At 63.7% G+C, this 26,185-nt stretch carries 20 protein-coding genes and 1 pseudogene; 8 read left to right on the top strand and 13 right to left on the bottom strand.

Annotated features, from left to right (window positions below; translation table 11 throughout):
• Window positions 1-202: 202 nt before the first annotated feature.
• The 4 genes from dapB to grpE form a co-directional block, all read right to left on the bottom strand.
• Window positions 203-1,006, bottom strand: coding sequence for a 4-hydroxy-tetrahydrodipicolinate reductase (gene dapB / locus IAE33_RS11660; RefSeq protein ID WP_201163615.1), 804 nt, complete (start codon window positions 1,004-1,006; stop codon window positions 203-205).
• 13 nt (window positions 1,007-1,019) lie between these two features.
• Window positions 1,020-2,144 (bottom strand): molecular chaperone DnaJ, encoded by a 1,125-nt coding sequence (gene dnaJ, locus IAE33_RS11665; protein ID WP_201163616.1) that lies wholly within the window; start codon window positions 2,142-2,144, stop codon window positions 1,020-1,022.
• A gap of 190 nt (window positions 2,145-2,334) precedes the next feature.
• Entirely contained in the window at window positions 2,335-4,260 is a 1,926-nt protein-coding gene (dnaK, locus tag IAE33_RS11670) for a molecular chaperone DnaK (protein WP_201163617.1), read from the bottom strand.
• A gap of 101 nt (window positions 4,261-4,361) precedes the next feature.
• Window positions 4,362-4,919 carry a nucleotide exchange factor GrpE gene (gene grpE / locus IAE33_RS11675; RefSeq protein WP_201163618.1) on the bottom strand — a complete coding sequence of 186 codons (558 nt, stop codon included), beginning with the start codon at window positions 4,917-4,919 and terminating at the stop codon, window positions 4,362-4,364.
• A 193-nt stretch (window positions 4,920-5,112) separates the two neighbouring features.
• On the opposite strand from grpE, the gene recN reads away from it, so the two are divergent.
• Window positions 5,113-6,786 (top strand): DNA repair protein RecN, encoded by a 1,674-nt coding sequence (recN, locus tag IAE33_RS11680; RefSeq protein WP_201163619.1) that lies wholly within the window; start codon window positions 5,113-5,115, stop codon window positions 6,784-6,786.
• Window positions 6,787-6,869: 83 nt separating this feature from the next.
• Here recN and fur read toward each other — a convergent pair whose 3' ends face one another.
• Window positions 6,870-7,274 (bottom strand): ferric iron uptake transcriptional regulator, encoded by a 405-nt coding sequence (gene fur, locus IAE33_RS11685; protein WP_028632639.1) that lies wholly within the window; start codon window positions 7,272-7,274, stop codon window positions 6,870-6,872.
• Window positions 7,275-7,371: 97 nt separating this feature from the next.
• On the opposite strand from fur, the gene IAE33_RS11690 reads away from it, so the two are divergent.
• Window positions 7,372-7,899: an outer membrane protein assembly factor BamE gene (locus IAE33_RS11690; protein ID WP_028632640.1), complete on the top strand. Its 528-nt coding sequence runs from the start codon at window positions 7,372-7,374 to the stop codon at window positions 7,897-7,899.
• A 63-nt stretch (window positions 7,900-7,962) separates the two neighbouring features.
• Here the strand turns inward: IAE33_RS11690 and IAE33_RS11695 are convergent, their stop codons facing one another.
• Window positions 7,963-8,397 (bottom strand): type II toxin-antitoxin system RatA family toxin, encoded by a 435-nt coding sequence (locus IAE33_RS11695; RefSeq protein ID WP_060481629.1) that lies wholly within the window; start codon window positions 8,395-8,397, stop codon window positions 7,963-7,965.
• Between the two features lie 164 nt (window positions 8,398-8,561).
• Here IAE33_RS11695 and smpB point away from each other — a divergent pair, with 164 nt between their 5' ends.
• Entirely contained in the window at window positions 8,562-9,044 is a 483-nt protein-coding gene (smpB, locus tag IAE33_RS11700; RefSeq protein WP_028632642.1) for an SsrA-binding protein SmpB, read from the top strand.
• A gap of 53 nt (window positions 9,045-9,097) precedes the next feature.
• Here smpB and IAE33_RS11705 read toward each other — a convergent pair whose 3' ends face one another.
• Window positions 9,098-9,865: an FCD domain-containing protein gene (locus IAE33_RS11705; protein ID WP_028632643.1), complete on the bottom strand. Its 768-nt coding sequence runs from the start codon at window positions 9,863-9,865 to the stop codon at window positions 9,098-9,100.
• Window positions 9,866-10,119: 254 nt separating this feature from the next.
• Here IAE33_RS11705 and IAE33_RS11710 point away from each other — a divergent pair, with 254 nt between their 5' ends.
• The 3 genes from IAE33_RS11710 (at window position 10,120) to IAE33_RS11720 (ending at window position 15,876) form a co-directional block, all read left to right on the top strand.
• A complete protein-coding gene (locus IAE33_RS11710) occupies window positions 10,120-11,790 on the top strand; it encodes a lactate permease LctP family transporter (RefSeq protein WP_060481630.1) in 1,671 nt (556 codons plus the stop codon).
• Between the two features lie 62 nt (window positions 11,791-11,852).
• Window positions 11,853-12,998 (top strand): FMN-dependent L-lactate dehydrogenase LldD, encoded by a 1,146-nt coding sequence (gene lldD, locus IAE33_RS11715; protein WP_028632645.1) that lies wholly within the window; start codon window positions 11,853-11,855, stop codon window positions 12,996-12,998.
• Between the two features lie 73 nt (window positions 12,999-13,071).
• Entirely contained in the window at window positions 13,072-15,876 is a 2,805-nt protein-coding gene (locus IAE33_RS11720) for an FAD-binding and (Fe-S)-binding domain-containing protein (RefSeq protein ID WP_201163620.1), read from the top strand.
• Between the two features lie 57 nt (window positions 15,877-15,933).
• On the opposite strand, the gene glyA is transcribed toward IAE33_RS11720, so the two are convergent.
• The 5 genes and pseudogenes from glyA to serC form a co-directional block, all read right to left on the bottom strand.
• Entirely contained in the window at window positions 15,934-17,199 is a 1,266-nt protein-coding gene (gene glyA, locus IAE33_RS11725; RefSeq protein WP_201163621.1) for a serine hydroxymethyltransferase, read from the bottom strand.
• Window positions 17,200-17,222: 23 nt separating this feature from the next.
• Window positions 17,223-18,404, bottom strand: a complete 1,182-nt coding sequence (locus IAE33_RS11730; RefSeq protein WP_201163622.1) for an aspartate aminotransferase family protein — start codon at window positions 18,402-18,404, stop codon at window positions 17,223-17,225.
• 24 nt (window positions 18,405-18,428) lie between these two features.
• Complete coding sequence (locus tag IAE33_RS11735) at window positions 18,429-19,271, bottom strand: YggS family pyridoxal phosphate-dependent enzyme (protein ID WP_201163623.1); 843 nt, start codon at window positions 19,269-19,271, stop codon at window positions 18,429-18,431.
• Window positions 19,271-20,524, bottom strand: a complete 1,254-nt coding sequence (locus IAE33_RS11740; RefSeq protein ID WP_201163624.1) for a benzoate/H(+) symporter BenE family transporter — start codon at window positions 20,522-20,524, stop codon at window positions 19,271-19,273. Before IAE33_RS11740 ends, IAE33_RS11735 begins: the two co-directional genes overlap by 1 nt.
• Before the next feature lie 120 nt (window positions 20,525-20,644).
• Window positions 20,645-21,727 (bottom strand): annotated as a pseudogene (gene serC, locus IAE33_RS11745) (3-phosphoserine/phosphohydroxythreonine transaminase).
• Between the two features lie 117 nt (window positions 21,728-21,844).
• Between serC and pdxR the strand changes: the two are divergent.
• Window positions 21,845-23,341 (top strand): MocR-like pyridoxine biosynthesis transcription factor PdxR, encoded by a 1,497-nt coding sequence (gene pdxR / locus IAE33_RS11750; protein ID WP_201163626.1) that lies wholly within the window; start codon window positions 21,845-21,847, stop codon window positions 23,339-23,341.
• 9 nt (window positions 23,342-23,350) lie between these two features.
• Here pdxR and IAE33_RS11755 read toward each other — a convergent pair whose 3' ends face one another.
• Window positions 23,351-24,649 (bottom strand): serine hydroxymethyltransferase, encoded by a 1,299-nt coding sequence (locus tag IAE33_RS11755; RefSeq protein WP_201163627.1) that lies wholly within the window; start codon window positions 24,647-24,649, stop codon window positions 23,351-23,353.
• A gap of 260 nt (window positions 24,650-24,909) precedes the next feature.
• Between IAE33_RS11755 and IAE33_RS11760 the strand changes: the two genes are divergently transcribed.
• Entirely contained in the window at window positions 24,910-26,124 is a 1,215-nt protein-coding gene (locus IAE33_RS11760; protein ID WP_201163628.1) for an MFS transporter, read from the top strand.
• The last annotated feature ends 61 nt before the right edge of the window (window positions 26,125-26,185 follow it).

A 26,185-nucleotide genomic window follows, 5' to 3' on the forward strand; every position in this document is an offset into this window, starting at 1 on the left:
ACGTATGGACACGTCACCCCGCTTTCATGTGCTGAATTCAATTCGCTGCGCGCTTTTAGTGGACACACTAAAGCTGTAGCTTACAGAAAAGTGCGTTTTCGGTCTACCGCAGATGTGCCTCTAAAACACAAGAATGCGACAGGCCAGTAGCCGCAATGGGGGAGCGGGCTCACCACAAGGTGAACCCGACACCGCCTGCAACTCAATGCAGCTCGAGCACATCCTGCATGTCATACAGCCCGGCTTCACGCCCATCGAGCCACAGGGCCGCACGCACGGCCCCCTTGGCAAAGGTCATGCGGCTTGAAGCCTTGTGGGTGATTTCAAGGCGCTCACCCTCGGCAGCGAACAGCACGGTGTGGTCACCCACCACATCACCGGCACGCACGGTGGCAAAACCGATGGTCTTGCGGTCGCGCGCGCCCGTCTGACCCTCACGGCCGTACACCGCCACTTCCTGCAGATCACGGCCCAGCGCACTGGCAACCACTTCGCCCATGCGCAGCGCAGTGCCCGACGGCGCATCCACCTTGTGCCGGTGGTGCGCCTCGATGATCTCGATGTCCACGTCATCACCCAGCACGCGCGCGGCGATGTCCAGCAGCTTGAGGCTGAGGTTTACGCCGACGCTGAAGTTGGCCGCGAAGACGATAGGGATGTCCTTGCCCGCCTCGGCCAGCAGGTGTTTTTCTTCCACGGTGAAGCCGGTGGTACCAATCACCATCGCCTTACCGTGCTTGCGGCAGAACGCGAGGTTTTTCAGGGTTACCGAAGGGTGAGTGAAGTCGATCAGCACATCGAAGTCATCGGCAACCTTTGCCAGGTCGTCAGACAGCAGCACGCCAATGCGGCCCAGGGCCGCCAGCTCGCCTGCATCGGCCCCGACCAGGGAGCTGTCAGGGCGGTCGATGGCTGCCGTCAGCCCGGCACCTGCGGTTTGCTGCACCGCTTCGACCAGGATCTTGCCCATACGCCCTGCCGCGCCCATCACTGCAATACGTCGCATAGCCTTTTCCTTGTCAGAGATCGCCGAAGAAGCGCTTCACGCCATCGAACCAACCGCTGGCCTTGGGCGAATGGGAGCTGTCACCTTCCAGCGAGTCACGCAATTCTTCGAGCAGTTCGCGCTGACGGCGGCTGAGGTTGACCGGCGTTTCCACCGCCACACGGCACAGCAGGTCACCAGCCCCCCCCCCGCGCACGGGCGCCACGCCCTTGCCGCGCAGGCGGAACTGCTTGCCGGTCTGGGTGCCTTCGGGAATGCGCAACTTGACCCGGCCATCGAGCGTTGGCACTTCCAGCTCACCACCCAGGGAGGCATCGGTGAAGCTGATAGGCACTTCGCAGTACAGGTGCTTGCCGTCGCGCTGGAAGATTTCGTGCTCGCGCACGTTGATGACTACGTACAGGTCACCGGTTGGCCCGCCGTGGCTACCGGCCTCGCCTTCACCCGACAGGCGAATGCGGTCACCGGTATCGACACCCGCCGGCACCTTGACCGACAGCGTCTTGTATTCTTCGACCCGGCCTTCGCCATGGCAGGCGTTGCACGGGTCGGTGATGATCTTGCCCTGGCCATGGCAGCGCGGGCATGTCTGCTGCACCGAGAAGAAGCCCTGCTGCATGCGCACCTGGCCAATACCGCCACAGGTCGGGCAGGTGGTCGGCGTAGAGCCCTTCTTGGCACCCGTGCCATCGCACGGCTGGCAGTTGACCAGGGTGGGTACGCGGATGCTCACCGTGGTGCCACGCACGGCTTCTTCAAGGTTCAGCTCGAGGGTATAGCGCAGGTCGCTGCCGCGCTGGGCACCACCGCGGCCGCCGCCGCGGCCACCGCCGAAGAAGTCGCTGAACACGTCACCGAAGATATCGGAGAAGTTGGCGCCGCCGAACCCTGCACCGCCGCCACCCATGCTTGGGTCGACACCGGCGTGGCCATACTGGTCGAACGCCGCACGCTTGCTGGCATCGGACAGTACTTCGTAGGCCTCGTTGGCTTCCTTGAATTTGTCTTCCGATTCCTTGTCACCGGGGTTGCGGTCCGGGTGGTACTTCATCGCCAGACGGCGGTAAGCCTTCTTGAGGTCGCCATCGGTGGCGCCGCGCTCGACACCCAGCACCTCATAATAATCACGCTTGGACATAGGTCATTTGCACCTTGTTGGGCGTTCGGCATCTGCGCCGCGCCGTCAGCACCTGCACGGCCCCAAGGCTGACAGATGCTGTAAAAATTCTCGAATTCCAGATACGCCAACGCGGGAGCAAGCCCCCGCGCGGCGACATCCTACCAGCTCACCACCAAGCGGCGGTGGGCTGGCCGACAACATGCAGGGTTTACTGCTTGTTGTTGTCTTTCACTTCTTCGAACTCGGCATCCACCACGTCATCGTGCTTGGCTTCCGGCTCGGCCTGCTGCGCGCCACCCTGAGGCTGTTCAGCCGACTGCTCGGCGTACATCTTCTGGGCAACCGGGGCAGAGACCTTGGACAGCTCTTCGACCTTGGCGTCGATCGCGGCCTTGTCGTCGCCTTTGACGGCGGCTTCCAGGGCAACGACAGCCGCTTCGATGGCCGTTTTCTCGTCGGCGGTAACCTTGTCACCGGCATCGGCGACCATCTTGCGGGTCGAGTGCACCAGCGCGTCACCCTGGTTACGGGCAGCGGCCAGCTCTTCGAACTTGCGGTCTTCCTCGGCGTTGGCCTCGGCGTCACGCACCATGCGCTCGATTTCTTCGTCCGACAGGCCCGAGTTGGCCTTGATGACGATGGACTGCGACTTGCCGGTGGCCTTGTCCTTCGCGCTGACATGCAGGATGCCGTTGGCGTCGATGTCGAAGGTCACTTCGATTTGCGGCACACCACGTGGCGCTGGCGGAATGTCAGCCAGGTCGAACTTGCCCAGCGACTTGTTCTGCGTGGCTTGCTTGCGCTCGCCCTGCAGTACGTGAATGGTCACAGCGCCCTGGTTGTCGTCGGCGGTGGAGAACACCTGAGACTTCTTGGTCGGGATGGTGGTGTTCTTCTCGATCAGCGAGGTCATCACACCGCCCATGGTTTCGATACCCAGGGTCAGCGGGCTGACGTCCAGCAGCAGCACGTCCTTCACGTCACCGGCCAGTACCGCACCCTGGATGGCAGCACCCATGGCCACGGCTTCGTCCGGGTTGACGTCCTTGCGCGCTTCCTTGCCGAAGAAGTCGGCAACGGCTTTTTGCACCATCGGCATACGGGTCTGGCCACCGACCAGGATCACGTCGTCGATCTTGCTGGCGTCGATGCCGGCGTCTTTCAGGGCGATGCGGCACGGCTCGATGGTACGGCTGACCAGGTCTTCGACCAGCGACTCCAGCTTGGCGCGGGAGATCTTCACGTTCAGGTGCTTGGGACCGGTGGCATCTGCAGTGATGTACGGCAGGTTGACGTCGGTCGACTGGGCGGAAGACAGCTCGATCTTGGCTTTTTCAGCTGCCTCTTTCAGGCGCTGCAGGGCCAGCGGATCGTTCTTCAGGTCCATGCCGGACTCTTTCTTGAACTCGTCGACGAGGTAGTCGATCAGGCGCATGTCGAAGTCTTCGCCACCCAGGAAGGTGTCACCGTTGGTGGCCAGCACTTCGAACTGGTGCTCGCCGTCGACTTCGGCAATTTCGATGACCGATACGTCGAAGGTACCACCACCCAGGTCGTAGACGATCACGGTGTGGTCGCCCTTGGCCTTGTCCATGCCGTAGGCCAGTGCAGCGGCAGTCGGTTCGTTGATGATGCGCTTCACATCCAGACCGGCGATGCGGCCGGCGTCTTTGGTGGCCTGACGCTGGCTGTCGTTGAAGTAGGCCGGCACGGTGATGACCGCTTCGGTAACGGTCTCACCGAGGTAGTCTTCGGCGGTCTTCTTCATTTTTTTCAGCACTTCGGCGCTGATCTGCGGCGGCGCCATGTCCTTGCCGCTGGCCTGCACCCAGGCGTCACCGTTGCCGGCCTTGACGATCTTGTAAGGCACCAGCTTGATGTCTTTCTGCACGACGTCTTCTTCGAAACGGCGGCCGATCAGGCGCTTCACTGCGAACAGGGTGTTGTGCGGGTTGGTCACAGCCTGGCGCTTGGCCGACTGACCGACCAGGATTTCGCCGTCGTTGGCGTAGGCAACGATCGATGGGGTGGTACGTGCACCCTCGGCGTTCTCGATGACCTTGACGTTACCGTTTTCCAGTACGGAGACGCACGAGTTGGTGGTCCCCAGGTCGATACCGATGATTTTACCCATGTTGATTCTCCCGAAACTTGAATTTGGTAGCAGCGACTACTTTGGCCAACTGCGGTAATACTTGAAGGCTTGACACCTAGATGGGGATGCCCGGACGGATTTCAAGCCTTTTCGTCGATAGACGGTTGCGCCGCGCTCGGCGCCTTGCTGACCACCACCATGGCGGGGCGCAGCAGGCGGCCGTTCAGCAGGTAACCTTTCTGGAACACGTTCAGCACGCTGTTGGGCTCGACATCGCCGCTTTCCTGCATGGCCATTGCCTGATGATGCTCAGGGTTGAATGGCTGGCCGTGCGGGTCGACCACTTCGAGGTTGTAGCGCTTGAGGGTGTCCTGGAACATTTTCAGCGTGAGCTCGACGCCTTCACGGATTTGCTTGACGTGCTCGTCCTCGGCGCTGGAGTGAGCCAGGGCCAGCTCCAGGCTGTCGATGACCGGCAACAGGTCGCTGGAGAACTTTTCCAGGGCGAACTTGTGGGCTTTTTCTACGTCCTGCTCGGCGCGCCGGCGGATATTCTGCAGTTCGGCAACCGTGCGCAGCGACTGGTCCTTGGCTGCAGCCAGCTGCTCCTCGAGCTCCAGAACACGGGCGTCGGCAGCGTTGCCTGCACCGGTTTCCTCGACGTTAAGGTCTTTCTCGTTCAGCTGCTCATCAGCCATGGGGTCTCTCCTGCGCAATTTTGGGGACTGCGAGCCAGGCTCGCCGGTGATGTCGCCTATATGGGGCCGGAAAAAACAGCTTCAAGGGCCAGGCGCGGTTTTTGCCTAGCGGGCAAAATCTGCCGAAGGGCATTGGCAGACCCAAAAAAACTACTGTATAAATAACCAGACATGACTTTCGGGAGCTGCCCTCATGCTGGTGCACCTGTCCATTCACAACTACGCCATCGTCGAACACCTTGACCTGGAAATCGCCCGCGGCATGTCCGTGATCACGGGTGAAACCGGTGCGGGCAAGTCGATCATGCTCGATGCCCTGGGCCTGGCCCTGGGCGACCGCGCCGACAGTGGCGTGGTGCGCCCCGGCACCGACAAGGCAGACATCCTCGCCACCTTCGATTTGGTGGACATCCCCGAGGCCCACACCTGGCTGGCCGACCGCGACCTGGCCACCGACGGCCCCTGCATCCTGCGCCGGGTCATCACCGCCGAAGGCCGCAGCCGTGGCTACATCAACGGCACGCCCTGCCCGCTCGGCGACCTCAAGGCGCTGGGCGAGCTGCTCATCGACATCCACAGCCAGCACGAGCACCAGTCGCTTTTGAAGGCTGACACCCATCGCCGGCTGCTGGACGAGTATGCTGGCGCCGTCGACCTGGCCCGGCAGGTTCAGCTGGCCGCCAAACGCTGGAACCAGACGCGCCTGGAGCTGGAGCGGCTGTCCAACTCCGGCGACGAGCAGCGTGCCCGGCACCAGTTGCTCAGTTACCAGCTCGAAGAGCTGGACAACCTGGGCCTGGGCGAAAACGAGCTGGAGCACCTGGAGCAGGAGCACAAGAACCTGACCAGCGCCGAAGCCCTGTTCGGCATCTGCCGCCAGGTCATCGAGCAGTGCAGTGAGAGCGACTCGGGCAACGTACTCGGCGCCCTTACCTCCAGCCTCAACCGGCTGGGCGCTGCCAGCAATGCCCCCAAGGCGTTGACAGAGGCTGCCAACCTGATCGCCAGCGCGCAGATACAGGTAGAAGAAGCCGTAGGCGAGCTCAACCGCTTCCTCGACAACTTCGACGCCGACCCCATGCGCCTGCAGGCGCTGGAAGAGCGCCTGGACACCATCTACACCCTCGCGCGCAAGCACCGGGTTCACCCCACCGAATTGCCGCACCTGCAACAGCAGTTGATGGAAGAGCTCGAGGGCCTGAATGCCAGCGATGAGTCGGTCGAGCGCCTGGGTGATGAGCTCGCCGCGTTTGCCCAGCACTATAAAGAGAAGGCGCGTGAGCTGAGCGGGCTACGGCAGCATGCCGCCAAGCAGTTGGCGGTGGCGGTCGAGCAGGAAATTCAGCGCCTGGGCATGCCGGGTGGGCGTTTCTGCATCCAGCTCACGCCCAATGAGGGCAGCGAGCTGTCGCCACACGGGCTGGAGCAGATTGAACTGCTGGTCAGCGCTAACCCCGGGCAACCGCTCAAGGGCCTGGCCAAGGTTGCCTCTGGTGGTGAACTGTCCCGAATCAGCCTCGCGATACAGGTGATCACCGCCCAGACCTCGCGTATCCCCACGTTGGTGTTCGACGAAGTTGACGTCGGCATCGGCGGGCCTACCGCTGAAATCGTCGGCCAGTTGCTGCGCCGGCTGGGCGAGCGCGGCCAGGTCCTCACCGTCACGCACCTGCCCCAGGTTGCTGCGCAAGGCCATCATCACCTGTTCGTGCACAAGGTGCGCCACAGCGACACCACCCATACCGCCGTGGCCAGCCTCGGCAAGCGCGAACGGGTCGAGGAAGTGGCGCGCATGCTGGGCGGCATCGACCTGACCAAAGAGTCCCTGGCCCATGCACGCAAGATGGTGGTGATCGGTAAGGCCTGATCCACCGCTCCCCATCATGAGCGCAGCCAGAAAGCACAAAGGCGACCCTAAGGTCGCCTTCGTTGTCTGCACGCTAAGAATCGTTACTTTTTCTTACGCACATACAGGACCAGATTGTGGTCCACCAACTCGTAACCATGCTCGGCCACGATTTCACGCTGGCGCTTCTCGATTTCGGCATCCATGAACTCGATGACCTCGCTGGTCTCCACGTTGACCATATGGTCGTGGTGACCGCCATCTGCCAGCTCAAACACCGCATGACCGCCGTCGAAGTTGTGGCGAACCACCAGACCTGCTGCTTCGAACTGGGTCAGAACACGGTAGACAGTGGCAAGGCCCACGTCTTCGCCCGCTTCCATCAGGGCCTTGTATACGTCCTCGGCACTCATGTGGCGCTGCTCGGCAGAGTCGAGCATCTGGAGGATCTTGACTCGAGGCAGGGTCACCTTGAGACCGGCTTTGCGCAATTCGCTATTTTCAACCATGGTCAGCTTTCTCGCCGATGCTGCTTCGCAGCTTCTCTTAATACGGGTATGATCGGGGTTTACGTTGTCCAGCCAAGATAGTGGAAGTCGCCCACCGATGCAAAACACCAAGCTCTTGCTAACCAGCCTCACCTTCGTGGGACTGCTCGCACTCGCCGGTTGCTCGTTTCCCGGGGTTTACAAAATCGACATCCAGCAGGGCAATGTCGTCACGCAGGACATGATAGACCAATTGCGTCCGGGAATGACCCGACGGCAAGTGCGGTTTATCATGGGCAACCCCCTGATCCAGGATACCTTCCACACCAACCGGTGGGATTACCTCTACAGCCTGCAGCCCGGTGGCGGTCAACGCCAGCAGGAACGCATGAGCGTGTTCTTCAACGAGAACGACCAATTGGTCAACCTGTCCGGCGACTTCATGCCAGGTGTCAGCCGCGACCAGGAAATTCTCGGGGGCAGCAGCAACACCACTGTCAGCCCTGGCGAACAAGGTCAGCAGCCGGCCACTCAGCCTGCAGAAACCCCGGCCAAGCCAGGTTCGGTCGAAGAGTCCATCCAGCGCGAAATCGATACCATCGAAACCACGCCAGTGCCGACCCCGGCCCCGCTCGAAACCCGCTAAGGGCTCGCAGCCGCAAAAAAAAAGCCCGGACACTGTCCGGGCTTTTTAATGCCTGACGAACCGTCAGCTGTACAACTGCTTGGCCCGCTGGCAAAACGCGTCCACCAAGGTGTTGGCGGCCTGGTTGAACAACGGGCCCAGCGTAGCGCGCACGATCGGCCCTGCGTAGTCGAACGACAGGTCCAGGCTGATCTTGCAGGCTTTTTCGCCCAAGGCCTTGAACACCCACACACCATGCAGCTGGGTGAACGGCCCCTCCTCCAGGTTCATCTCGATGGACTGCCCAGGCACCAGCACATTGCGCGTGACAAAGTGCTGGCTGATACCACCCTTGGCCACTTCGAGCTTGGCACGCATGTGGGTTTCGCTGGCTTCGAGCACCGTCGAATCGGAACACCAAGGCAGGAATTCCGGGTAGCTGGCCACATCGTTTACCAGGTCGTACAGCGCCTGGGCGGGGTATGGCAGCAGGGCGGAGCGTTGAATATGGGTAGTCATCCAGGCGTCACTTCCAAGGCTGGGTGGCGGTGCTTGAGCAGCATGCCGAAAACAGGTTCTGTACCTATGACAGTGTTTGCATTGTCCGGTATTCATTCCAGTGGCTCAAGCACACTGAAATCCCATGGCGGATCACCCACGGACTTGCCTATAATGCGGCCCCTATGGCTAAGCAAAAAAAACATCCGACCGGGACCATCGCGCAAAACAAGAAAGCGCGACACGATTACTTCATCGAACACAAGTTCGAGGCCGGGCTGGTCCTGTCCGGCTGGGAAGTAAAAAGCCTGCGGGCCGGCAAGGCACACCTGACCGACAGCTACGTGCTGCTCAAGGACGGTGAAGCCTGGCTGTTCGGCAGCCACATCACCCCGCTGACCACCGCCAGCACCCACGTCATTGCCGACCCTATTCGCTCGCGCAAGCTACTGCTCAACAAGCGAGAACTCGAGCGCGTCGAAGCTGCCGTGGCGCAAAAGGGTTACACCTGCGTGGCGCTGGCGCTGTACTGGAGCAAGCACCTGATCAAGTGCGAAATCGCACTGGGCAAGGGCAAGAAGGAATACGACAAGCGCGATACGGTGCGCGAACGTGATTCCAACCGCGAGCTGCAACGCGCCGTGCGGAACAAGGGCAAGGAAGACTAGCCCCTACCCGCCCATTCCGCGGGTAGCCGCGAATGCCCGAGCCGCAGCGTGGCCTAGCGCCCGCTGCGCCGCTCGGCCCTGGCCACCCGCTGGGCTTCCTGATGCGCCTCTTCCAGCACTTCCTGCACATACAGAATGTGCCGGCTGGACACCTCCCGCGCATCGTCCGCCCTGCCTTCGACAATCGCCCGGTACAACTCGCGGTGCTGACTGATCAGCATGTCGCGGGTTTCGCTGCGCTGCTGGTACATGCCGCCGATATTGGTGACCACATTGCGCTTGAGCAAATCGAATAGGCCACGGATGGTGTGCAGCAGCACCGCGTTATGGCTGGCCTCGGCAATGGCCAGGTGAAAGCGCGCATCGGCTGCGCCCTCCTCGGCGCGGGTGACTTCACCCACCCGGGTGTAGCAATCCTGCAGCACATCGAACGCCGCCTTCAGCCGCTCACGGTCAGGCTCGGTGGCGCGCTGGGCCGCATAGTAGGCGCATGACGCTTCCAGCGTATGCCGGAATTCCAGCAGGTCGCGCTGGGCTTCAGGGCTGTGTTCAAGCAACTGCAGCAGCGGGTCGCTGAAAGTGGACCCCAAGGTTTCCGCCACGTAGTTACCACCGCCCTGCCGGCTGATCAGCAGCCCTTTGGCTACCAGCTTCTGGATCGCTTCGCGCAGTGACGGGCGCGATACACCGAACTGCTCGGCCAGGGCGCGCTCGGCTGGCAACCGCTGCCCCGAGGTCAGCGTGCCTTCCAGAATCATCCCTTCCAACCGATCGACGATGTCGTCGGACAGGCGCCGCTGGCGGACCTGATCAAAAACCATCACATGCTCTCCACAAACCCCGGCAGAAATCCGGGGCCCCTATTCTCGCCGATCCACACCTGGCAAACACCCACCAACAGCGGTTTTCTGCGCCGGATCAACAGCCCGCTCATCGGCACTCGACCAAAGTTTTGCATCGGACAAATTGACACACCCCTGAGCACGCTTTTAACCTAGCGACCAGCCGTTGTAAATTGGTATTACCAATTAACCAAGGCCAGTGCAAAACCAACAACAATTAGGGGCCACCCCATATGCAAACCTGGCAACAAATCTACAGCCCGCTGGGCAGTCTTGGCTTGTCCGCACTGGCGGCGGTCATCCCGATCGTATTCTTCTTCCTTGCCCTGGCCGTGTTCCGCCTCAAGGGCCACGTAGCCGGCAGCATCACGCTTGCACTGTCGATTCTGGTGGCGATCTTCGCCTTCCACATGCCCGTCGACATGGCCCTGGCTGCTGCGGGCTATGGCTTCCTCTACGGCCTCTGGCCGATTGCCTGGATCATCGTTGCCGCGGTGTTCCTGTACAAACTCACGGTCAAGAGCGGCCAGTTCGAAGTGATCCGCAGCTCGGTGCTGTCGATCACCGACGACCAGCGCCTGCAGGTGCTGCTGATCGGCTTCTGCTTCGGGGCCTTTCTCGAGGGCGCGGCGGGCTTCGGCGCACCGGTGGCCATCACGGCCGCCCTGCTGGTGGGCCTGGGTTTCAACCCGCTGTACGCCGCCGGCCTGTGCCTGATCGCCAACACCGCACCCGTAGCGTTCGGCGCCCTGGGTATCCCGATCATCGTGGCCGGGCAGGTCACCGGTATCGACGCCTTCCATATCGGCGCCATGACCGGCCGCCAACTGCCCCTGCTGTCGCTGTTCGTACCGTTCTGGCTGGTGTTCATGATGGATGGCCTGCGCGGCGTGAAGGAAACCTGGCCTGCCGCCCTGGTGGCCGGCCTGAGCTTCGCCGTTACCCAGTACTTCACCTCCAACTTCATTGGCCCCGAACTGCCGGACATCACCTCGGCCCTGGCCAGCCTGATCGCCCTGACCCTGTTCCTGAAGGTATGGCAGCCCAAACGCGCGATGGTCCAGGCAGACGGCAGCGTTGGCGCTGCCGTGGTGCAGTCCGCCGGCAGCCAGCCAAGCCCTTACAGCCTGGGCGAAATCTTCAAGGCCTGGTCGCCGTTCCTGATCCTTACCGTGCTGGTCACGATCTGGACCCTGAAGCCGTTCAAGGCGGCATTCGCACCGGGGGGCGCGATGTACAACTTCGTGTTCAACTTCGCCATCCCGCACCTTGACCAGTTGGTGATCAAGACCGCGCCCATCGTCGCAGCCGCCACGCCCATGCCGGCGGTGTTCAAGCTCGACCCGATCTCGGCCACCGGGACGGCGATCTTCCTGTCAGCGCTGATCTCCATGGCCGTGCTGAAGATCAACCCGAAAACTGGTCTTACCACTTTCAAGGAAACCTTGTGGGAGCTGCGCTGGCCGATCCTGTCCATCGGCATGGTGCTGGCCTTCGCCTTTGTCACCAACTATTCAGGCATGTCGTCGACCATGGCCCTGGTACTGGCCGGCACTGGCGCAGCGTTCCCGTTCTTCTCGCCGTTCCTGGGCTGGCTGGGCGTATTCCTGACCGGCTCGGACACCTCGTCCAATGCCCTGTTCAGCTCGCTGCAGGCCACCACCGCGCACCAGATCGGGGTCAACGACACCCTGCTGGTGGCCGCCAACACCAGCGGCGGCGTGACCGGCAAGATGATCTCGCCACAGTCCATCGCCGTGGCCTGCGCCGCCACCGGCCTGGTAGGCAAGGAATCCGACCTGTTCCGCTTCACCGTCAAGCACAGCCTGTTCTTCGCCACTATCGTCGGCCTGATCACCCTGGTGCAGGCCTACTGGCTGACCGGCATGCTGGTTCATCACTAAAGTGAAAGGGACCGGGCGCCTGGTGCGCCCGGCAAACCTCACAAGCCACGCTGCGAGAGCCCATGATCATTTCTGCCTCTACCGACTACCGCGCCGCCGCGCAACGCAAGCTGCCGCCGTTCCTGTTCCACTATGCCGACGGCGGCGCCTACGCCGAGCACACCCTGCGCCACAACGTTTCGGACCTGGCCAGCATCGCCTTGCGTCAACGCGTGCTGAAGAACATGTCCGAACTCAGCCTGCAAACCGAGCTGTTCGGTGAAACCCTGAGCATGCCCGTGGCCTTGGCCCCGGTCGGGCTCACCGGCATGTACGCTCGCCGTGGCGAAGTGCAGGCTGCCCGCGCCGCAGCGGCCCACGGCATTCCGTTCACGATGTCCACGGTGTCTGTGTGCCCGATCGAAGAAGTGGCCCCGGCCATCGACCGGCCCATGTGGTTCCAGCTGTATGTACTCAAGGACCGTGGCTTCATGCGCAACGCCCTGGAGCGTGCCAAGGCCGCTGGCGTGCGCACCTTGGTGTTCACCGTCGACATGCCCACCCCCGGCGCCCGCTACCGCGATGCCCACTCGGGCATGAGCGGCAGAAACGGCCCGCTGCGCCGCGTGCTGCAAGCCATGACCCACCCCGAATGGGCATGGGACGTCGGCGTGATGGGCCGCCCGCACGACCTGGGCAACATCTCTGCCTACCGTGGCAACCCAACAGGTCTGGCCGACTACATCGGCTGGCTGGCCAACAACTTCGACCCATCCATTTCCTGGCGTGACCTGGAATGGATCCGCGAATTCTGGGACGGCCCGATGATCATCAAGGGCATCCTGGACGCCGACGACGCGCGCGACGCAGTCAAGTTCGGTGCCGACGGCATCGTGGTCTCCAACCACGGCGGCCGCCAGCTTGATGGCGTGTTGTCCAGCGCCCGTGCGCTGCCGGCCATCGCCGACGCCGTGAAAGGTGACCTGAAGATCCTGGCCGATTCGGGCATCCGCAGTGGCCTGGACGTGGTGCGCATGATCGCCCTGGGCGCCGACACCGTGCTGATCGGCCGCGCCTTCCTGTATGCACTGGCCGTGCACGGCCAGGCCGGGGTGAAGAACCTGCTGGAGCTGTTCGAGAAGGAAATGCGCGTCGCCATGGTGCTGACCGGTACCAAGTCCATCAGCGAGATCACCCGCGACTCGCTGGTGCGCGAACTGGGCGCCTGAGCGCCTGCCGACACACCGCCTGAATACCGGGGCACGCGGCGCACCAGATGCCGCGGCCCCGCGAGGAGACTGCATGAGCCTGCCCGCTGCGTTTCTGCGAGATGCCGAGCGCCTGATACCGGCCGAGCGCCGTTTCGACGACCCCACCGCCACCCTGGCCTTCGGCACCGATGCCAGCTTCTACCGCCTGATCCCCAAGCTGGTGGTACGGGTGGAGTCCGAGGACGAAGTGGTGGGCCTTATGCGGTTGGCCCAACGCGACCGCGTGCCGGTCACCTTCCGCGCCGCCGGCACCAGCCTGTCGGGCCAGGCCATCAGCGACTCGGTGCTGATCGTGCTGGGTGACAACTGGAACGGCCGCGAAATCCGTGGCCACGGCGAGCAGATCCGCCTGCAGCCCGGTGTAATCGGGGCCCAGGCCAATGCCTGGCTGGCGCCGTTCGGCCGCAAGATCGGCCCCGACCCGGCGTCGATCAATGCCTGCAAGATCGGCGGCATCGTCGCCAACAACGCCAGTGGCATGTGCTGCGGCACGGCTCAGAACACCTACCACACCCTGGCCGGCCTGCGCCTGGTGCTGGCCGACGGCACGCGCCTGGACAGCGAAGACCCCACCAGCATCGCCGCCTTCGAGCAAAGCCACGCACCGCTGCTGGAGGCACTCGCCCGCCTGGGCCGGGAAACCCGCGCCAACACAGCGCTGGCCGAGCGCATCCGCCACAAATACCGGCTGAAGAACACCACCGGTCTGTCACTCAATGCGCTGGTGGATTACGACCAGCCGCTGGACATCCTGCAGCACCTGCTGGTGGGGTCTGAAGGCACCTTGGGGTTCATCAGTGCGGTCACCTACAACACCGTGCCCGACCACCCGCACAAAGCCAGCGCCCTGCTGGTGTTCCCCAGTGTCGAGAGCTGCTGCCGCGCTGTGCCTATTCTAAAGCGCCAGCCAGTATCGGCCGTGGAGTTGCTCGACCGCCGCAGCCTGCGCTCGGTGCAGGGCATGCCTGGCATGCCGCTGTGGGTGAAGGGCCTGTCAGCCAACGCCTGCGCCCTGCTGATCGAGTCCCGTGCCGCCAGCCAGAGCCTGCTGCATGAACAACTGCAGCAGGTGATGGCTTCGATCGCCGAGTTCCCCCTGGAGCAGCAGGTGAACTTCAGTGAAGACCCGGCGGTGTACAACCAGCTGTGGAAAATCCGCAAGGACACCTTCCCCGCCGTCGGCGCCGTGCGCCAGACCGGCACCACCGTGATCATCGAAGACGTGACGTTCCCCGTCGAGCAGCTCGCAGAAGGCGTTAACCGGCTGATCCAGCTGTTCGACAAGCACTGTTACGACGAAGCGATCATTTTTGGCCATGCCCTGGAAGGCAACCTGCACTTCGTCTTCACCCAGGGCTTCAACAGTGCCGAAGAAGTGGCCCGCTACCAGGCGTTCATGGACGACGTGGCGCAACTGGTGGCGGTGGAGTTTGGCGGCTCGCTCAAGGCCGAGCACGGCACTGGCCGCAACATGGCGCCCTTCGTCGAGCTGGAATGGGGCCAGGACGCCTACCAGCTGATGTGGCAGCTCAAGCGCCTGCTGGACCCAAACGGCATCCTCAACCCCGACGTGGTGCTGAGTGAAGACCCAAGCATCCACCTGAAAAACCTCAAGCCGCTACCTGCCGCCGACGCGATCGTCGACAAGTGCATCGAGTGTGGTTTCTGCGAGCCGGTGTGCCCCTCCAAAGGCCTGACCCTCAGCCCGCGCCAGCGCATCGTGATGTGGCGGGACATCCAGGCTAGGCAACGCGCAGGGCTGGATACCCGCCAACTGCGCGAAACCTTCCAGTACCAGGGCATCGACACCTGCGCCGCCACCGGCCTGTGCGCCCAGCGCTGCCCGGTGGGCATCAACACCGGTGAGCTGGTGAAGAAACTGCGCAGCCAGGCCGCAGACCATCGCAAGGCCGCCGACTGGCTGGCCGAGCATTTTCACACCGCCCTGACCGGCGCCCGCCTTACCCTGCTGGCTGCCAACACCGCGCGCAAGCTGCTGGGCGCCCCCCGCCTGCGCCGCCTGAGCGCCTCGCTGAGCAAAGCCAGCCAGGGCCGTTTGCCGCAATGGACCCCGGCCATGCCGCAGCCCTTGCGCGCGTTCAGCCTGGGCCCGGCCAGCAACGACGCCCGCCCGCGGGTGGTATACCTGGCCGCGTGTGTTTCACGGGTGATGGGCCCGGCCTTCGCCGACCAGGAGCAAACCCCGCTGCTGGACAAGACCCGCGCCCTGCTGGAAAAGGCCGGCTACCAGGTGGTGTTCCCCGACAATGCCGACAGCCTGTGCTGCGGCCAGCCGTTCGCGTCCAAAGGCTACCCGGAACAGGCCGAACACAAGCGCCAGGAATTGATCAACGCCCTGCTGCACGCCAGCCGTGGCGGCCTGGACCCGATCTACTGCGACACCAGCCCCTGCACCTTGCGCCTGGTGCAGGACCTGGGCGAATCGCGCCTGGACCTGTACGACCCGGTGCGCTTCATTCGCACGCACCTGGTAGACCGCCTGGCGTTCACCCCCCAGGACACCCCCGTGGCCGTGCATGTCACCTGCAGTACCCAGCACCTGGGCGAGAGCCAGGCACTGATCGACCTGGCACGGCTCTGCAGCAAGCAGGTGGTGATACCAGAAGGTATTCACTGCTGTGGTTTTGCCGGCGACAAGGGCTTCACCACACCTGAGCTCAATGCCCACTCCCTGCGCAGCCTGAAGGACGCCGTGCAGTATTGCGGTGAAGGCATTTCCACCAGCCGCACCTGCGAGATCGGGCTATCGACCCACAGCGGCATCGATTACCACAGCCTGGTTTATCTGGTGGACCGGGTGACTCAGGCGCGGTAGGGCCTGTGCAGAGCAGGGATTGTGGGGCCGCCTGGCGGCCCCTCGCCGAGAGCCGGTTCAGCCATACACCGGGTGACGACGGCACAAGGCAACCACCTGCTCACGCACATGGTGCCCCACCTCTTCACTGCGGCCGCTCTCCAAGGCATCCAGCACATCGCACAACCAGCCAGCCACCTGCTCGCAAGCCTCGACGTCGAAACCACGGGTAGTCACCGCCGGGGTGCCAATACGCAAACCGGAGGTCACGAACGGCGAGCGCGGGTCGTTGGGTACCGAGTTCTTGTTGGCAGTGATATAGGCACTGCTCAGGGCCGCATCGGCTTCCTTGCCGGTGTAGGGCTTGGCAGACAGGTCGATCAGCATCATGTGGTTGTCGGTGCCGCCCGACACAATCTTGTACCCCCGCGCCTGCAGCACCTTGGCCATGGCCCGCGCATTGGTCACCACCTTGGCCTGGTAGGTGCTGAACTCAGGCGACAGTGCCTCTTTGAATGCCACCGCCTTGGCGGCGATCTGGTGCATCAGGGGGCCGCCCTGGACGCCCGGGAACACCGCAGAGTCGAGCTTTTTGTAGAAGGCTTCACCCTGGCCTTTGGACAGGATCAAGCCACCCCGTGGCCCGCGCAAGGTCTTGTGGGTGGTGCTGGTGACCACGTGGGCATAGGGCAGCGGGTCCGGGTATTCACCGGCAGCCACCAGGCCGGCAACGTGGGCCATGTCCACCCAGAAAATCGCCCCGACCTTGTCAGCGATGGTGCGCATGCGCGCCCAGTCCTTGTAACGCGAATAGGCCGAGAAACCGCCGATCAGCATCTTGGGGCGGGTGCGCAGTGCGATGCGCTCCATCTCGTCGTAGTCCAGCAGCCCGGTTTCAGGGTCCAGGCCGTAGGGCACGATGTTGTAATGGCGGCCGGAAAAGTTGGCGGGGTTGCCGTGGGTAAGGTGGCCGCCCTGGGCCAGGTTCATGCCCATCACCGTGTCACCCGGGCTGATCAACGCCAGGAACACCGCCGCATTGGCCTGGGCGCCAGCGTGGGGTTGCACGTTGGCGTAATCACACTTGAACAGGGCCTTGACCCGGTCGATGGCCAGTTGCTCGGCCACATCGACGTATTCGCAACCGCTGTAGTAGCGCTTGCCGGGGTAGCCTTCGGCGTACTTGTTGGTCAGCACCGTGCTCTGGATCTGCATCACCAGGGGGCTGGCGTAGTTTTCCGAAGCGATCAGCTCGATATGGTCTTCCTGGCGATGCACTTCATTGTGAATGGCTTTGTTCAGTTCGGGATCGAAAGCGTTGAGGGTAAGCGAAGCGTCGTACATGTGCGTAGGTCCTTTACGGGTATTCAGGCTTGAGGGGACAACAAGCGCGCCATGCGCGCGGCGATATCGTCGATCTGTGCGTCGTCGCAGATCAGGGGCGGCAACAGGCGCACGGTGTTGCCCCGGGTCACGGTGATCAGCATGCGTTGCTCGTCACGGGCTTTGTTGACCAGGTCGGTACAGGGGTGATCGAGTTCGATCCCGACCATCAGGCCCAACCCACGAATGGACACCACCTGGGGGTGGCTGCCCAGGGCCAGCTTCAACGCGGCCAGCAGGCGGCGGCCCGAAGCGGCGGCACGTTGCGGCAGGTGGTCGCGCTGCATGATGTCGAGCACCGTGCAACCCACCCGGCATGCCAGCGGGTTGCCCCCGAAGGTGGAGGCGTGGTGGCCCGGCGAGAACAACTCGGCCGCCTTGCCATGTGCCAGGCAGGCGCCAATGGGGAAGCCGTTGCCCAAGGCCTTGGCCAGGGTGATGACGTCTGGCTCGATACCCGCGTGCTGGAAGCCGAACCAGGTGCCGGTGCGGCCCAGGCCGGTCTGCACTTCATCGATCATCATCAGCCAGTCGTGCTCGTCACACACCTGGCGCAGGGCCTGCAGGTAGCCCACGGAGGCTGCGTGCACACCCCCTTCACCCTGCACCGGCTCGACCAGTACCGCCACCACATTGGGCGATTGCGCCGCTACCTGGCGCACGGCGTCGATGTCGTCGTAAGGCACACGGATGAAGCCCGGCATCAAGGGCTCGAAGCCACGCTGCACAGCCGGGTTACCGGTGGCGGCCAGCGTGGCCAGGGTACGCCCGTGAAAACTGTTTTCCATCACCAGCACCTGGGGTTGCGCCACCTGGCGGGCGTTGCCATGCAGGCGCGCCAGCTTCAGCGCCGCTTCGTTGGCTTCCGCGCCAGAGTTGCAGAAGAAGGCCCGCTGCATGCCCGAGAGCCGGCACAACCGCTCGCCCAGCTGTTCCTGCCACGGAATGCGGAACATGTTGGTGGTGTGCAGCAGCACGCCGGCCTGCTCGGTGATGGCCGCCGCGATTTCCGGGTTGGCATGGCCCAGGCTGGTCACCGCCACACCGGCGATGGCATCCAGGTATTCCACGCCCTCCGAGTCCCATAACAAGGCGCCCTGGCCACGGCTGAAGGCAACCGGCTGCCGGGCAGAGGTATTCATGAGGTAAGCAAGTGCAGCGGACATTGCGGGTTTTCCTTAACAGGGGGATCAATGGCTGGCGGTGGCCGCTACCGTGTCATCTTCAAGCGGGCGTGCATCGGCGGTCGGCCAGTAATACGCATCGGGCATGGCGCGCGCGCCGAAGATCGCCTGGCCAACCCGAACCACCGTCGCGCCCTCCTCGATGGCGACTTCGAAGTCCCCTGACATGCCCATCGACAGCTCCTGCAGCGACACACCTGCCGGGGCGCCTGGCAGCAGCCGGTCGCGCAACTCCCGCAGGCGCACGAAGCAGGGCCGCACGCGGGCAACGTCGGCAGAAAACAGCGCCAGGGTCATCAGCCCGCGCACCCGCAAGGTAGGGAAGGCGGGCAGCGCCTGTAAAAACGCTGCCACGTCATCCGGCACCAGGCCGTACTTGCTGGCCTCACCCGAGGTGTTCACCTGCACGAACACGTCCATTTCCCGGCCTTCGATACGCAGGCGACGGTCCAGCGCCTCGGCCACGCGCAGGCTGTCCAGAGCCTGGAACTCGCTGGCAAAACGCGCCACCTGCTTGGCCTTGTTGGTCTGCAGATGGCCAATCACAGACCATTGCAGGTCTTGCAGGTCGGCCATGGCTTCCCACTTGCGCTGCGCCTCCTGCACCTTGTTCTCGCCCAGCAGCCGGCAGCCAGCGGCGTATGCCAGGCGCAGGTGGGCTTCATCGAAGGTCTTGCTGACCGGCAACAGGCGCACGCTGGCCGGGTCGCGGCCAACCCGCTGGCACGCTTGGGCAATGCGTTGCTGCACCGCTGCCAGGTTGCGGCGGAAGTCTTCCACGCTGTTGGCCTGCGGGTAACGGCCGTGGCGCTCATGCAGGGTCGTGAGGTCTTCGGCGTGCGGGGTCATCAATGGGTTGCTCCTTTGCTGGGGACTGCAACGTGCTCTGGCTGGGGGATAGGGGCTTTGCGTCGCCGTGGCAGCTTGCCGTTGAGCACGGCGTAGGCCACCAGGCCGATCACCAGGCCCCAGAAGGCGCCGCCAATCCCGAGCAGGGTGATGTTGGCCGCGCAGGCCAGAAAGGTGATCAGGGACGCTTCGCGGGCTTTCACATCGGCCATGGCATTGGCCAGGCTCCCGCCGATGGTGCCCAGCAGTGCCAGCCCCGCCAGGGTGGTGATGAAAGTGGCCGGGAACGCCATGAACACCGCTGCCAGCGTGACACCGAAAATACCCACCAGAATGTAGAAGATGCCGGCGGCTACCCCTGCGATCCAACGCTTGGACGGGTCCTCGGAGGCTTCCTTGCCCGTGCAGATGGCCGCCGTGATGGCTGCGATATTGAACGCGTGCGAGCCGAACGGCGCCATCAGCAGCGAGCCCAGCCCCGTCACGCCAAGGATCGGGTTGGCGCTGGTGTTGAACCCGTCATTGCGCAACACCAGCATGCCCGGCATGTACTGCCCGGTGAGGGTGATCAGGAACAGCGGCAACGCCACGCTCAACAGCGCATTGAGCGAAAACTCGGGCCGGGTGAACACCGGCGTCGCAAACTCCAGTGCCAGGCCAGAAAAATCCACCCGCGCCTGCATCACCAGGAACACAAGCCCCAACACCAGGATGCCGACCACCGCATAGCGCGCACTGAAGCGTTTGAACACGATGTAGGCGCCGATCAGCACACCCACCAGTACCGGGTCGACGCTCATGCTGGCAAACGCACCGATACCGAACTGCAGCAGGATGCCACCCAGCAAGCCAGCCGCTACCCCCGGGGGGATCAACCGCACGGCCTTTTCGAAGTAACCCGATACGCCCAGCACCACGAACGCGGCTGCCGAAATCATGTACGCCCCCACCGCCTGCGCATAAGGCGTGGTCGCCAGGGCAACGATCAGAAAGGCTGCTGCGGGGGTCGACCAGGCGGTGATGATCGGCTCACGGCTCACCCAGCTGAGGAACAGGCCGGTCACCCCCACCCCGATCGACACCGACCACACCCACGATGCCGTCAGCTCGGGGCTTAGACCGGCCACCTTGGCGGCCTGGAAGACCAGGATGAAGGTGCCCCCATAATTCACGATCACCGAGATGAGCCCGGCGACGACCGGGTGCAGCAGGTCCCGCAGGCGCAGGGACGAGAGAGGTTGAGTAGATGACATGGGTCTTGGCTCCTTGCTAGACGATGTATCCGGCCACGCTGGGCGGTTATTTATAGCCATTGATTGGCAGGCTTTACCCCTACACTTCAAAGCGGCAGACCAGACCACTTTTCAGGTGCATCAACCCTGACGGCGTGCAAACGCCTGCATGAACGCGCACAAGGCAGCCACCGCGTCCACCGACACGGCGTTTTACAGGCTGGCGCGCAGGCCGCCCACGCTGGCGTGGCCTTTGAGGCCGTGCAGGCCGGCCTCCTCGGCCTGGCGCAGAAAGGCCGCCTCCAGCACCGGGTCGGCCAGGTGGAACGGCACGTTGTTGATGGAGCGATACGGCGCCTGCACCGGGTTGCGGTAGAACCCTTCACTGGCATCGATCACGCTGTACAGCAGGCTCGCCTTGGTCTGGTTGCGCTGATGCAGGGCGTGCAAGCCGCCGCTGCGCTTGATCCACTTGAGGGTCAGGCCGGTGAGGTACCACGGGTAGGTGGCCGGGGTATTGAGCATCGAGCGCGCATCGCTGATACGCGCATAGTTGAGAATGTCCGGGGTAAACGCATGGGCACGCTGCAGCAGCGCCGGGTCAACGATCACCACTGTCAGCCCGGCCACACCCATGTTCTTCTGGGCTGCGGCGTACACCAGCCCGTGCCTGGCAATGTCGATGGGCTTGGACAGCAGGCTGGAACAGGCATCGCACACCAGCGGCGCGGCGCTCGCCGGCGGGTCGCTGAACTGCACGCCATGCACGGTCTCGTTTTCGGTGTAGTGCAGGTAGGCGGCGTTGGCATTGAGCTGCCAGTGTGCGGGTTGCGGAATGTGGTCGAAGCCGCTGGCCTTGGCACTGGCAACCACGCGTACGTCGCAGTAGCGCCGCGCCGCCTCGATGGCCTTGCCCGACCACAGGCCGGTGTGCACGTAGTCTGCTGTGCCCCTTTCACCTGCCAGGTTCATCGGCACCTGCGCAAATTGCAGCGAGGCGCCGCCCTGCAGGAACAGCACGCGGTAGGCGGCAGGCACCTCAAGCAGTTCGCGCAGGTCCTGCTCTGCCTCTTCTGCCACGGCAGTGAACAGCGGCGAGCGGTGGCTGATTTCCATCACCGACATGCCGGTGCCGGCAAAGTCGAAAAACTCGTCGTGCGCCTGGGTGAGCACTTCCAGCGGCACGGCGGTGGGCCCTGCACTGAAGTTGTGAGATCGTGCCATGTCGAAGGGGCTCCTGTGCAAGCGGTGACCAGGCCGGGCCTGGAGTGGCGAGGGCCAGAGTCTACGGGTAGACTGGCCTGCCACTACCGGCCAGTTCAAGGATATAGAGCAGACCACATGGCAAAGACCTTCGAGCTGGAAACGCTCAAGATGCGGCTGAACGACCCCGAGTTTCAGCTGCTGGACCTGCATCAACGCATCCAGCGGGCCTTGCGTGCGCTGATTCTGGACGGGGCCCTCAGCCCAGGCTTGAAGCTGCCGTCTACCCGGGTGCTGTCCAAATCCCTGGGCTGTGCCCGCGACACCGTCGAAAACGCCTACGTACAGCTGCACCGGGACGGCTTCGTGGTGCGCCGTGAAGGCGCTGGCAGCTACGTCTGCGACACCTTGGGCATGGAACTGCGCGGTGCCAACCCTCGCCGCCTGAAGGCGCAGGAGGTTCGGCGCAGCGTCACGGACCCTGGCGCAGGCCTCAGCCAGCGCGGGCGGATGATCCTCGACACCGGTGGCGTGCGTGACCAGCAAGTGATCAAGGCCTTTGCCACCGGCCTGCCAGAAACCCGCAGCTTCCCCACCGACGTGTGGGAGCGCTTGCAACGCCAGGTGGTCAAGGACTACCGCGCCAGCGTGCTGCTGCACGGCGACCCTCAAGGGGCCGAGCCCCTGCGCAAGGCCATTGCCACCTACCTGAACCTTGAGCGCGGCGCCAAGTGCTCGCCCGACCAGGTGCTGGTGCTCAGCAGCACCCGCCAGGCGTTGTACCTGTGCGCGCAGTTGCTGGTGGACGCTGGCAAGCCGATCCTGCTGGAAAACCCCGGCTACTATGGCGCACGCAAGGCGTTCCAGATTGCCGAAACCAGGGTGCTGCCCATCGACGTGGACGAACGGGGTATCCGCACCGACCTGCTGCACGACGACCGCAGCGGTGCCAGTTGCGTGTACGTCACACCTTCGCACCAGTACCCCACCGGCGCGACGTTGCCGCTGGAGCGGCGCCTTGAGCTGATCAACTGGGCGGCGCAGAAAGGCAAGTGGATCATCGAAGATGACTACGACAGCGAGTTCCATTACGACGGGCAACCCACAGCTTGCGTGCAGGGCCTGGACAAGTACCAGCGCACGCTTTACATCGGCACCTTCAGCAAGACCCTCTACCCCGGCCTGCGCATGGGCTACATGGTGCTGCCCAACGAGCTGGTCAAACCCTTTGCCTACGCACGCAGCATGATGGACGGCCACACCCCGCAGACACTGCAGCTGACCTTGGCGCGCTTCATGGAGGACGGCCATTACAACGCCCATGTGCGGGCCATGCGCAAGCTGTATGCCGGGCGTCGGTCGATCATGTTCGACGCCATCGGCAAGTACCTCAGTGCAGTGGTCACGGCCGAGCTGCCGCCAGGCGGGCTGCAGATCCCCTGCCTGCTCAAGGCCGGTTGGTCCGAGGAAAAGACCATCCGCCAGGCCGCCACTGCCGGTGTTCAGCTGTCCGGCCTCAGCGGCCTGTACGTGGGCGAGCCGAAACAGCAAGGCTGGCTGCTGGGCTATTCCTCACTGACCGCCTACGAGATCGAAGCCGCCATGTTGCGCCTGGCCAACGCCCTGAAAATCTGACTGGCGGGCTCAGTAGGGCAACCTGAAGCGCCGGGTCAGGTCGCTGATGCCTTCACGAATGGCGTGTTCGGTGCGGATGTCCAGCGAGCCACTGCGCACGCCGCCCAGCATGGCCAGGATCATGTCGCCGATTTCGCGAAACTCGTCAACGCCCATGCCCCGTGACGTGCACGCAGCGCTGCCCAGGCGAATGCCGGAGGTAACCCTGGGCGTGCCGGCATCGCCGGGCACCACGTTGCGGTTCACGGTAATGCCGATGGCCTCCAGCGCAGCCTCGGCCACGTTGCCCGCCAGGCCCCACGGCCGCAGGTCGACCACCCCCAGGTGGGTATCCGTGCCGCCTGACACCACCAAAAGCCCGCCCTCGGCCAGCCGCCCGCACAGGGCCTGGGCATTGGCCACCACGGCATGGGCATAGGGGCCGAAGCCCGGCTGCAACGCCTCGCCCAGCGCCACCGCCTTGGCCGCCACCGTGTGCATCTGGGCTGCCCCCTGCAAACCCGGGAACACCGCCGCATCGATCTTGCGCGCCAGGGCCTGATCGCTGCACAGAATCATGCCGCCACGGGGCCCGCGCAAGGTGGCGTGGGTGCTCAGGGTGGTGACATGGGCATGGGGCACAGGCGACGGGTAGGCGCCACCGGCAACCAGCCCGGCCACGTGGGCGATGTCGGCCATCAGGTACGCCCCCACGTCGTCGGCAATGGCGCGAAACCGCGCAAAGTCCAGCGCCCGTGAATACGCCGCGGCGCCCGCAATGATCAGTCGCGGGCAGTGCTCCCGGGCGATTTGCTCCACTTCGTCCATGTCGACCCTGTGGGTAACCGGGCTTACCCCGTAGCTGATGGCATTGAACCAGCGCCCGGAGACATTGAATGCGGCGCCGTGGGACAAATGGCCGCCGGCCTTCAGGTCCAGGCCCAATATCTTGTCTTCCGGCGCCAGCAATGCCAGGAATACAGCCTGGTTGGCCTGGCTGCCTGAATGGGGTTGCAGGTTGGCGTGGGCGCACTCGAACAACAGCCTGGCCCGCTCGATGGCCAGGGTTTCAATGGCGTCGGCATTGCCGCAACTGGCGTAATAGCGCCGCCCGGGGTAACCCTCGGCATATTTGTTGGTGAGCACCGAACCCTGGGCCTCCAGCACCGCGCGGCTGACCACGTTCTCGGCGGCGATCAGCTCGATAGACTGCAACTGGCGCTGACGCTCGGCATCAATGGCCTGCCAGACTTCACCGTCTACCTGGGGCAGCGCAGCACCACTGACGCCGGGCAGTGCCAAGCCCTCCCGATAAGCGAAACGCGGCATGCTCACTCCTTGTGTAAACGCCCAAAAACTCGCCGCCCTACCCTAGCGGCTCAGGGTGCCTGCGCCCCTACCAGTTCGGGCCGGTGTTGCAGACCACCGCCCAGGGTACTGCTGCCACACGTCTAGCCAGGGGGTGGCGCGGGCGCCATGCGGCCAGCTCAAGTGGTCTGGTTTGAGTCGCAGTAATGGACTACCGCGCAAGACCGTTGACTCTTTAAGCTCTGCGCCGGTTTTGCCCTGCTTACCACACAGGTTTCGCCATGACGCTTCGTATCGGGTTATTACCTCAAGTCGCCGCTGCTCACTTCGTCAGCCACCTGCACATCATGGTGCTGGCAGCGCTGTTCCCGCTGTTGCCGGCGTTCTTCCAGGTGGACTATGTGAAACTGGGCCTGGCCTTGAGCCTGTTCAACATCGTGACGGCACTGGTACAAGCCCCCATGGGGTTTGCCGTGGACCGCTTTGGTGCGATGCGCCTGTTGCGGGCCGCTCTGGCGCTGGGCAGCAGCAGCCTACTGCTGATCGCAGTGGCGCCCAGCTACTTCTGCCTGTTGCTTGGCATGGCCCTGGCCGGGGTTGCCAACGCCATCTACCACCCCGCCGACTATGCCTTGCTGTCGCGTCATATCGACCCGGCCCATATCGGCAAAGCGTTTTCGGTGCACACCTTCGCAGGTTTCCTGGGCGCCGCTGTGGCCCCGGTGTTCCTGTTGAGCGTTGCCGTGGCCAGCTCCCCGGCCATGGCGTTCGCGGCGGCAGCACTGGTGGGGTTTGCAACCTTGGCGGTGCTGTGGGTGCAAGGCTCGGCGCTGCCGCAGGCCACCCACGTGCAATCGGCCACGCCTGCAGGCCAGCCTGCGGTAGGCCGCCTGGCACTGCTGTCACCGATGGTGGTTAGCCTCACCGTGTTATTCGTATTGCTGAACCTGAGCACCGGCGCGATCGAAAAATTTTCTGTCGCCGCCTTGATGCAAGGCCAGGGCGTCGCCCTGAACTGGGCCAACTCGGCACTCACCGCTTTCCTCTTCGCCAGCGCTTTCGGCGTGCTGGCCGGGGGCACGCTGGCCGACCGAACCCAACGCCACGGCGTGGTGGCAGCCAGTGCATTTGCCCTGGCGACCCTGCTGATGATGCTGGTCGCCACCACGCGCCTGAACGAGCCGGCACTGCTGGCTGTGCTGGGGGTGACGGGGTTCCTGACCGGGGTGATAGCCCCCTCGCGTGACATGCTGGTACGCGCTGCCGCCCCAAAAGGTGCCGAAGGTAAAACCTTCGGCATCGTTTCGACCGGTTTCAATATCGGCGGCACACTCGGGCCGGTCGGGTTTGGATGGCTGCTGGACCAGGGCCACCCCACAGGGATTTTCTGGGGCAGCGCAGCCTTCATGGGCCTGACTGTTGCAGTGACGTTACTGCAGGAGCGAGCCCTGGCCAACAACAGAAAAACAAGCGTGCTACAACTCACTTATAAATGATTCATATCAAAAAGCGCACACTGTTTTTACCGCAAACTTGAAGGGCGCCACCCTGCATACA

It is taken from the genome of Pseudomonas sp. S60 (genome assembly GCF_016647865.1).
Lineage (GTDB): Bacteria > Pseudomonadota > Gammaproteobacteria > Pseudomonadales > Pseudomonadaceae > Aquipseudomonas > Aquipseudomonas parafulva.